Origin of the sequence: Methylobacterium crusticola, from assembly GCF_003574465.1 — a bacterium.
Lineage (GTDB): Bacteria > Pseudomonadota > Alphaproteobacteria > Rhizobiales > Beijerinckiaceae > Methylobacterium > Methylobacterium crusticola.
Map to the genome: position 1 here is coordinate 43,016 of NZ_QOWC01000026.1, position 9,268 is coordinate 52,283.

Consider the following 9,268-nt stretch of genomic DNA (forward strand, 5'->3'; position numbering starts at 1 on the left):
ACGCCGCGCGCCCGCGCCCCCTCTCGCCGACAGACCGGTGCCCGCCCTCTCCCCCCGTCGACCGACCGACACCCGCCCGCGCGGCCGGGCCGCGGCCCTGGCCGCCCGCCCCCGGGCCGCGGTCAGGGCCCTGGCGGCCGCGCTCCTGCTCGCCTCGGTCTCCGCCTGCATGGTCGGGCCCGACTTCCGGGGCGCCGCCCCGCCGCCCGTCGGGCGCTACACCCGCGAGCCCCTGCGCGACCCGGAGGTGCCCGCGGGCGCCCGCGAGGGCGGCGCCGTGCGCCAGACCTTCGCGCCCGGCCTCGACGTCCCGGGCGCCTGGTGGACGCTGTTCCGCTCCAAGGCCCTCACCAGCCTCGTCACCGAGGCGCTCGCGCGCAACCCGACCCTCGAGGCGGCCCAGGCCTCCCTGCGCGCCGCGCGGGCCAACGCCGAGGCGCAGCGCGGCGCGCTCTTCCCCCAGGTCGCCTTCGGCGGCCAGGCCTCCGCCAACAAGGCGCCGGGCGGGGACCTGCAATCGCCGCTGAACGACAACTCGCTCACCTACAGCCTCGTCACCCCGCAGGTGACCGTGAGCTTCGTGCCCGACGTGTTCGGGGGCACGCGGCGGGCGCTCGAATCGCTCGAGGCCCAGACCGAGGTCCAGCGCTGGCAGCTGGAGGCGGCCTACCTCAGCCTGACCGCCAACGTGGTGGCGGCGGCGATCCAGGAGGCGGCCCTGCGGGGCCAGATCGCCGCCACCGAGAAGGTGATCCAGGCCCAGACCGACCTCCTCACCCTGATCACCAAGCAGTCGAATGCCGGGCAGGTGGCGGGCGCCGACGTGGTGCAGCAATCGGCCCTGCTCGCCCAGTCCCAGCAGCTGCTGCCGCCGCTCCAGCGGGCGCTGGCGCAGCAGCGCAACCTCCTGACGGCGCTCGTGGGCCGCCTCCCGAGCGAGGAGGTGAGCCAGACCTTCACCCTCTCCGCGCTGCACCTGCCCCGCACCCTGCCGGTCAGCCTGCCCTCGCGCCTGATCCAGCAGCGCCCCGACGTGAAGGCCGCCGAGGCCGCCGTGCACGCGGCGAGCGCGCAGGTCGGCGTCGCGGTGGCGGCCCGCCTGCCGCAATTCACGCTCTCGGGCGTGGCGGGCGCCAGCGCCACGAACTTCGCGAACCTCCTCAACCCGGCGGCGAGCCTGTGGACGGTGGCGGGGGCGGTGGCCCAGCCCCTGTTCGACGCCGGCACGCTGTTCCGCCGCCAGCGCGCCGCCGAGGAGGGGCTGGTCCAGGCCCAGGCGCAGTACCGCGCCACCGTGATCACCGCCTTCCAGAACGTCGCCGACGCCCTGCGGGCGCTGCAGGCCGACGCCCGCGCCGTGGCGGCGGCCGGCGCGGCCCTGACGGCGAGCCAGCAGAGCGTCGAGCTCGTGCGCAAGCAGTTCTCGCTCGGGGCCGTCAGCAGCGCCTCCCTGCTGATCACGCAATCCGCCTACCTGCAGGCCCTGGTGAGCCAGAGCCAGGCCCAGGCCAACCAGTACGCCGACACCGCCGCCCTGTTCCAGGCCCTCGGCGGCGGCTGGTGGAACCGCCAGGACGTCAGGCCGGCCCGCGAGCCGGCCGATCCCGCGCCGTTCCTGTGAGGGCGGGCGCGTCGTCCGGGCCGGCCGGCGCCGCGGCCGCGGCCGACATCCAGCGGTCGGCCCAGACCTCGATCGAGGCCATGATCGGCGCGAGGGACTGCCCCTTCTCGGTCAGCGCGTAGGCGACCCGCACGGGCGTCGAGGGCACGACGCGGCGCGTGACCAGGCCCTCGGCCTCGAGCTCCTTGAGCCGCTCGGCCAGGATGCGGTCGCCGACGACCTCGAGCCGCTGCGCCAGTTCGCCGAAGCGCAGCGGCCCGCCGGAGAGGACGCGCAGGATCAGCCCGTTCCAGCGCTTGCCGAGGAGGTCGAGGGCGCGCTGGTAGCGCGGGCAGAGATGGGGCGACAGGCGGGGGGCCATGGTCCTGGAGATAGCGCCCCGCGCCGCCGCTCCAAGGCGCGGGCGGCCCGGCCCGGGCGATCGCCGCCGGGGCTTGTGCGCCAGTGCACTTCCTTTTAGGAAGCAGCTTCCTATCTGGATGTCCGCCGGGGCGACCGGCGCAGGGACGACCGCCATGACCCGCCTCCTCCACATCGACAGCTCGGCCTCCGGCGAGGCCTCGGCCTCGCGCCGGCTCACCGGCGCCCTCGTGCGCGCCTGGCGCCAGGCGGATCCGGGCCTCGCCGTCGTGGCGCGCGACCTCGGCGCGCACCCGGTCCCGCACCTCGGCGAGGACGGCGTCGCGGCCCTGCGGCGGGGCGAGACCGCGAGCCCGGCGCAGGCCGAGGTCCGCCGCGTCTCCGACGCGCTCCTCGACGAGGTCGAGGCCGCCGACGTGCTGGTGATCGGCTCGCCGATGTACAATTTCAGCCTCTCGACGCCGCTCAAGGGCTGGTTCGACCACGTGCTCCGGGCGGGCCGCAGCTTCCGCTACACGCCGGAGGGCCCGCAGGGCCTGCTCGGGGGCCGGCGGGCGATCCTGGTGATGACCCGCGGCGGGCTCTACTCCGAGGGCTCGGGGCTCGCGCGCAACCACCAGGAGCCGTACCTGCGCTCGCTCCTGGGCTTCGTCGGCATCACCGACGTGACGGCGATCGTCGCGGAAGGGCTGGGCCTGAGCCCCGAGGGCCGCGACGCGAGCCTGGCCCGGGCCGAGGCCGCGATCACCGACCTCGTGGCGCGCGAGCGCGCGGGCGCCGCGGCCTGAGGGCGATCACCGGACCTGAACCCTCGGCGCCGCGCTCGAGGGCCCGCCGCGGCGGCGCCACGATCCCGGCGGCGGGGGCCCGCTTTCAGGCAGCGCCGCCGGCCGGGCCGGGATAGGCTCGCGGCCGCCCCGGCGCGGGCGCGCCGCCGGGATGCGCCGGCGCCGGGGCGAGGCCGACGTCACACGAGGAGGAACCCCATGAGCTGGCACGGTGCCGAGGACCCGATCCCGGGCCATCCCCTGAGCTGCGAGGCGATCGAGACCCTGATCGTGCCGCGGGCCCGCGACATCGGCTCGTTCGAGGTCCGGCGGGCGCTGCCCTCGGCCCAGCGGCAGATGGTCGGGCCGTTCATCTTCTTCGACCAGATGGGACCGGCGGAGTTCCTGCTCGGGCAGGGGATGGACGTGCGGCCCCACCCGCATATCGGCCTCTCGACCGTCACCTACCTGTTCGACGGCGAGATCATGCACCGCGACAGCCTGGGGACGGACCTGCCGATCCGCCCCGGCGAGCTCAACTGGATGACGGCCGGGCGCGGCATCACCCACTCGGAGCGGACCGCGGCCGGCCTGCGCCGGACCGGGTCGCGCCTGTTCGGCATCCAGGCCTGGGTGGCGCTCTCGGCCCGGGACGAGGAGCGCGACCCGGGCTTCGTGCACTACGATGCCGACGCGCTCCCGATCCTCGCGGGCGAGGGCAAGACCGTCCGGCTGATCGCCGGCGAAGGGTTCGGGGCGCGCTCGCCGGTCGCGACGTCGAGCCCCCTCGTCTACGCCGACGTGCAGCTCGAGGCCGGGGCGAGCCTGCCCCTCGACCCCGATTACGACGAGCGGGCGCTCTTCACGGTGTCGGGCGCGATCGAGATCGCGGGCGACGGCTTCGGGCCGGGGCAGCTCCTGGTCTTCCGGCCGGGCGACCGCATCACCGTGCGGGCCCGCGAGGCCGCGCGCTTCATGGTGCTGGGCGGCGAGCCGATGGACGGGCCGCGCCACGTCTGGTGGAACTTCGTCTCCTCGCGCCCGGAGCGCATCGAGCAGGCCAAGGCCGACTGGAAGGCAGCCCGCTTCGACAGCGTGCCGGGCGAGACCGAGTTCATCCCGCTGCCGGAGCCGGTCCGGGTGCGGGCCGCGACCTGATTCGGGCCCGCCGGGACCGCCCCGCGGCGTCCCGGCGGGCCGGCATTTTTCCGCCAGCCGGAAAGCTGTTGCCCGCCCGCCGCGACTTATCGCCTCGATTCGCAAGAGCTATCACGCTGGGACGGCGCGAGGGGAGACCGGCAAGGGCCTCGGCGCGGGAGGGACGGCGATCGATGATCAAGCACATCGTCATGTGGACGGTCGCCGGCGGCACGCCCCACGAGAAGGCCCTCAACGCCGGCCGCATCCGGGACGCGTTCGAGAGCCTGCGCGGCCGGATCCCGGGCCTCCTGCACCTCGAGGTCGGGGTCGACGTCAGCCGCATCGACTACGCCTGCGACGTCGTCCTCTACAGCGAGTTCGACACGCCGGATTCCCTGGCGCGCTACGGCGCGCATCCCGAGCACCAGCGGGTGCGCTCCGAGATCGAGGGGCTGCGGGTCGGCCGGCACCAGGTGGACTACCCGGTCGGCGCCGCGGGAGGCCTGTGATGGACGCCTTCGTGTACAATGCGGCGCCCACGCGGGTGATCTTCGGCAGCGGCACCCTGGCGGCGCTGCCCGGGGAGATCGAGCGCCTCGGCCGCCGCCGGGCGCTCGTCCTGTCGACCCCGCACCAGCGCGGCGAGGCCGAGGCCCTCGCCGCCGCCCTGGGCGGCCTCGCGGCCGGATCGTTCAGCGAGGCCGCCATGCACACCCCGGTCGCCGTCACGGCGGCGGCGGTCGAGCGCGTGCGGGCCCTCGGGGCCGATTGCACGGTCGCGGTCGGGGGCGGCTCGACGACGGGGCTCGGCAAGGCCGTCGCGCTGCGCACCGGTCTCGACCAGATCGTGGTGCCGACGACCTACGCGGGCTCGGAGATGACGCCGATCCTCGGCCAGACCGAGGACGGGCTGAAGACCACCGAGCGCGCAGAGGCGATCCGGCCCGAGACGGTGATCTACGACGTCGACCTGACGCTGTCGCTGCCGGTGGCCCTCACGGTGACGAGCGGCATGAACGCCATCGCGCACGCGGTCGAGGCGCTCTACGCGCGGGACGGCAACCCGGTGATCGGCCTGATGGCCGAGGAGGGCATCAGGGCGATGGCGGGCGCCCTGCCGCGCCTCGCCGCCGACGGGGGCGACCGCGCGGCGCGCTCCGACGCGCTCTACGGCGCCTGGCTCTGCGGCACCTGCCTCGGGGCCGTCGAGATGGCCCTGCACCACAAGCTCTGCCACGTCCTCGGCGGCAGCTTCGGGCTGCCGCACGCCGAGACCCACTGCGTCGTGCTCCCGCACGCCACCGCCTACAACGCCGAGGCCGCGCCCGACGCCGTGGCACGGGTCGCCCGGGCGCTCGGCACGCGGGACGCGGCGGGCGGGCTCCACGACCTGGCCCGGGGGCTCGGGGCCCCGACCGCCCTCGCGGCCCTCGGCCTGCGCGAGGCCGACCTCGACCGCGCGGCGGAGATCGCCGCCGCCAGGCCCTACCCGAACCCGCGGCCGGTGGCGCGCGACGCCATCCGGCGGCTCCTCGGCGAGGCCTGGCAGGGCCGGCGGCCGATTTGAGGATCGAGACGCGGCCCGGCCGGGTCCGGGCCACGGCGGGCGGCCCGGGCGGGGGCGGGCCGCCCGCGGGCGTGCCGGACGGCCCCGACCGAGACACCACGAACCGGGAGGAGATACCATGCGCGACGCCGACGAGTTCAGCATCACCCGCGCGGTGATCGAGCGCTTCGCCGACACGCCCGATCCGCGCCTCAAGCAGCTCGTGACGAGCCTCGTCACGCACCTGCACGCGTTCGTGCGGGAGGTCGAGCCGAGCTTCGCCGAGTGGCGCGCCGGGATCGAGTTCCTGACCCGCACGGGCCAGATCTGCGACGCGCACCGCCAGGAGTTCATCCTCCTGTCGGACACACTCGGGGTGTCGATGCTCGTCGACGCGATCAACCACCGCATGCCCGAGGGCACCACCGAGACGACGGTGCTCGGGCCGTTCTACGTCGAGGCGGCGCCCGAGCACCCGAACGGGGCCGACATCGCGGGCGGCCTCGCCGGGGAGCCCCTCCTCGTCACCGGGACGGTCGCGGGCGCCGACGGCGCGCCCCTGCCGGGCGCCGTCGTGGACGTCTGGCACGCGGACGACGACGGGCACTACGACGTGCAGCAGCTCGAGGCCCTGGGCGGGCTCGCCGGCCGGGCGCGGTTCCGCGCCGACGCGGCCGGACGCTTCCACTTCTGGTCGATCAACCCGAAGCACTACCCGATCCCCGCCGACGGGCCGGTGGGCGAGATGCTGGCGGCGACGAACCGCCACCCGAACCGCCCGGCCCACGTGCACTTCATGATCGCCGCCCCGGGCCACGAGACGCTGGTGACCCACGTCTTCGCGCAGGACAGCCCCTACCTCGACTCGGACGCGGTGTTCGGGGTGAAGACTTCCCTGATCGCCCCCTTCGCCGACGCGCCGGCGGGCACCGCCCCGGACGGGCGCCGGATGGAGACCCCCTACCGGCACCTCGACTACCGGTTCGGCCTCAAGGCGGCCGCCCCGCGGGCCTGAACCCCGACCCGAGAGATCCGGCCTCGCGGCCGCAACGACGACCGGGGCGCGCACCCCGGCGAGGCGAGAACCCGCGCCGCGGGCGTGGGCCTGCATCCATCACCCGGAAGGAGACGACCCCCATGACCGACACGACCACGGGCGGCGCCGTCGCGCCCGTCCCGACGACGGGCCCGACCACCTGGATCTCGGAGCTGGCGCCAAAGGAGCGCCGCACGCTCTGGGCCTGCGTCGGGGGCTGGGCGCTCGACGCCATGGACGTCCAGCTCTACAGCTTCGTCATCCCGACGCTCATCGCCACCTGGGGCGTCAGCCGCGGCGAGGCCGGGGCGCTCGGCACGGCGGCGCTGCTCACCTCGGCCCTCGGCGGCTGGCTCGCGGGCTTCCTCGCCGACCGCATCGGCCGGGTGCGCACGCTCCAGATCGCCATCCTGTGGTTCGCGGTCTTCACCTTCCTGTCGGGGCTCGCGCAGAGCTTCGGCCAGCTCTTCGTCGCCCGGGCGCTCATGGGCTTCGGCTTCGGCGGCGAGTGGGCGGCCGGCGCGGTGCTGCTCGGCGAGACGATCCGGGCCGAGCACCGCGGCAAGGCGCTCGGCACCATGCAGTCGGGCTGGGCCATCGGCTGGGGCGCGGCGGCGCTCCTCTACACGCTGTTCTTCTCGCTCCTGCCGGCGGAGACCGCCTGGCGCGTGCTGTTCTTCGTCGGCGTCGCCCCGGCCCTGCTGGTGTTCGTGCTGCGCCGCTTCATCGAGGAGCCGGAGGTCTACCGGGCCTCGCAGGCGCAGATCGCCGCGAGCGGCGACAAGCCGTCCTTCCTCGAGATCTTCCGGGGCCCGCTCCTGCGGACCACGCTCCTCGGGGCCATCATGGGCACCGGCGCGCAGGGCGGCTACTTCGCCGTGACGACGTGGCTGCCGACGTTCCTGCGCACGGAGCGCGGCCTCTCGGTGGTGAATTCCGGCGCCTACCTGTGCGTGCTGATCGCCGGGTCGTTCATGGGCTACCTCACGGGCGCCTACCTGGCGGACCGGATCGGCCGGCGCGCCACCTTCCTGGTCTTCGCCGTCGGGGCCGGCGTGGTGGTGCTGACCTACACCATGGTGCCGTTCGGCGATGCCGTGATGCTGGTGCTGGGCTTCCCCCTCGGGTTCTTCGCCTCGGGCGTGTTCAGCGCCATGGGGGCCTTCTTCACCGAGCAGTTCCCGACCCGGGTGCGCGGCGTCGGCCAGGGCTTCGCGTACAATTTCGGCCGCGCCACCGGGGCCCTGTTCCCGACCCTCGTCGGCGTGATGTCGGCCTCGATGCCGCTGGGCCAGGCGATCGGCCTGTTCGCGGCCGGCGCCTACGCGATCATGGCGGTGGCGGCGTTCCTGCTGCCCGAGACCCGCGGCAAGGTGCTGACGGCGTGAGCCCGCGGGAACGACCCACGCAAGGGAGAGAGATCATGCGGATCGCCTGGATCGGCGCCGGCAAGCTCGGCGCCCCGATGGCCCGCCACGTCGTGGCGGCCGGCCACGACGTGGCCCTCGCGGACACCGACCCGGCCCGCCTCGCCCTGGTGCCGGGCGCCCGCCCGGCCCGGGACGCCGCCGGGGCGGCGGACGGCGCCGGGCTCGCCGTCACGAGCCTGCCCGACGACCGCGCCCTGCGCGCGGTCGTCCTCGAGGGCGGCCTCCTCGCGCGCCTGCGGCCGGGCGCGGTGCTCGTCGACACCAGCACGGTCTCGCCGCAGGCCTGCGAGGCGGTGCGGCGGGAGGCCGAGGCGCGGGGCGTCCTCTACCTCGCCGCGCCGGTCTCCGGCAGCACCGCGACCGCGGAGGCGGCGGCCCTGACGCTGCTCGCCTCCGGGCCCGCCGCGGCCCTGGAGCAGGCCCGGCCCGCGCTGGCGACCTTCGCCCGGGCGATCCACCACGTCGGCGAGGGTGCCGAGGCGCGCTACCTCAAGCTCGCCGTCAACCACTTCGTCGGCTCGACCGCGCAGGTCGCCGCCGAGGCCCTGACCCTCGCCCGCCGGGGCGGCGTCGCCTGGGACACCATCCTCGACGTGCTGGGCAGCTCCGCCGCGGCCTCGCCCCTCATCGCCTACAAGCTCGATCCCCTGCGCCGGCGCGACTTCGCCCCGGCCTTCTCGGTCGCCCAGATGCGCAAGGACATGAGCCTGTGCGTCGCGGCGGGCGAGGCGGTCGGGGTCGCGATGCCGGTGGCCGACCTGGTGCGGGCGGCCTACGCGCGCCAGGAGGCGGATCTCGGCGCCCTCGACTTCTTCGCCGCCGTGCTCGAGGCCGAGCGCGGCGCCGGCCTCGGCGAACCGTGAGGACACCCGGCAATGCCCCACTTCATCGTCCACTGCCTCGACCATGCCGGCGCCGCGGAGCGCCGCCTCGCGCACTACGAGGCCCACAAGGCCTACCTCGCCGGGCCACTCCCGGTGGAGACCCTGGTCTCCGGCCCGCTCCTGGCCGAGGACGGCGCCACGATGATCGGCAGCCTCTTCCTGCTCGAGGCCCCGGACCGCGCCGCCGTCGAGGCGTTCCACCACGCCGACCCGTTCCGGGCGGCGGGGATCTGGGCCGAGGTGCGCATCCACCCGTTCCTCAAGCGGGTGGACCGGCGGGGCGGCGCGGAGGCGCGCTGGCCTCCCGGATTTCCCGGGTGCCGGCTCGCCGCGGCCCCGGTCGGGTCCCGGGCGCCCGCGCGGTCCGGCACGCGGGCAGGGGGCGCCGCCCTCTGCCCGCACGCATCGACGGTCTCGCGCGCCGCCATCGCGGCGGCGCTCCGGGGTCTCACGCGCCGCCGCCGCGGCGGCGCTCCGGGGTCTC

At 75.7% G+C, this 9,268-nt stretch carries 10 protein-coding genes; 9 read left to right on the forward strand and 1 reads right to left on the reverse strand.

From position 1 onward, the window contains the following. Positions 1 to 37 precede the first annotated feature (37 nt). Complete coding sequence (locus tag DT057_RS14380; RefSeq protein WP_308220153.1) at positions 38 to 1,621, forward strand: efflux transporter outer membrane subunit; 1,584 nt, start codon at positions 38 to 40, stop codon at positions 1,619 to 1,621. Here DT057_RS14380 and DT057_RS14385 read toward each other — a convergent pair. Next, positions 1,578 to 1,982, reverse strand: coding sequence for a winged helix-turn-helix transcriptional regulator (locus DT057_RS14385; protein ID WP_128562792.1), 405 nt, complete (start codon positions 1,980 to 1,982; stop codon positions 1,578 to 1,580). The two genes, DT057_RS14380 and DT057_RS14385, sit on opposite strands and share 44 nt — an antisense overlap. 154 nt (positions 1,983 to 2,136) lie before the next feature. Here DT057_RS14385 and DT057_RS14390 point away from each other — a divergent pair, with 154 nt between their 5' ends. The 8 genes from DT057_RS14390 to DT057_RS36810 all read left to right on the forward strand — a co-directional run. Continuing rightward, a complete protein-coding gene (locus tag DT057_RS14390) occupies positions 2,137 to 2,769 on the forward strand; it encodes an FMN-dependent NADH-azoreductase (protein WP_128562793.1) in 633 nt (210 codons plus the stop codon). Positions 2,770 to 2,967: 198 nt separating this feature from the next. After that, positions 2,968 to 3,906 (forward strand): pirin family protein, encoded by a 939-nt coding sequence (locus DT057_RS14395; RefSeq protein WP_128562794.1) that lies wholly within the window; start codon positions 2,968 to 2,970, stop codon positions 3,904 to 3,906. A gap of 173 nt (positions 3,907 to 4,079) precedes the next feature. Continuing rightward, on the forward strand, positions 4,080 to 4,397 hold the full coding sequence (locus DT057_RS14400) for a Dabb family protein (protein WP_128562795.1): 318 nt from the start codon (positions 4,080 to 4,082) through the stop codon (positions 4,395 to 4,397). After that, positions 4,394 to 5,455, forward strand: a complete 1,062-nt coding sequence (locus DT057_RS14405) for a maleylacetate reductase (RefSeq protein ID WP_238313678.1) — start codon at positions 4,394 to 4,396, stop codon at positions 5,453 to 5,455. Before DT057_RS14400 ends, DT057_RS14405 begins: the two co-directional genes overlap by 4 nt. A 118-nt stretch (positions 5,456 to 5,573) precedes the next feature. Further along, a complete protein-coding gene (locus DT057_RS14410; protein WP_128562797.1) occupies positions 5,574 to 6,449 on the forward strand; it encodes an intradiol ring-cleavage dioxygenase in 876 nt (291 codons plus the stop codon). A gap of 122 nt (positions 6,450 to 6,571) precedes the next feature. After that, a complete protein-coding gene (locus DT057_RS14415; protein ID WP_128562798.1) occupies positions 6,572 to 7,858 on the forward strand; it encodes an MFS transporter in 1,287 nt (428 codons plus the stop codon). Positions 7,859 to 7,893: 35 nt separating this feature from the next. Next, a complete protein-coding gene (locus tag DT057_RS14420) occupies positions 7,894 to 8,763 on the forward strand; it encodes an NAD(P)-dependent oxidoreductase (protein ID WP_128562799.1) in 870 nt (289 codons plus the stop codon). A 12-nt stretch (positions 8,764 to 8,775) separates the two neighbouring features. Then, positions 8,776 to 9,268 (forward strand): YciI family protein (locus tag DT057_RS36810; RefSeq protein ID WP_244937380.1); only part of this gene is annotated, 493 nt, incomplete at its 3' end.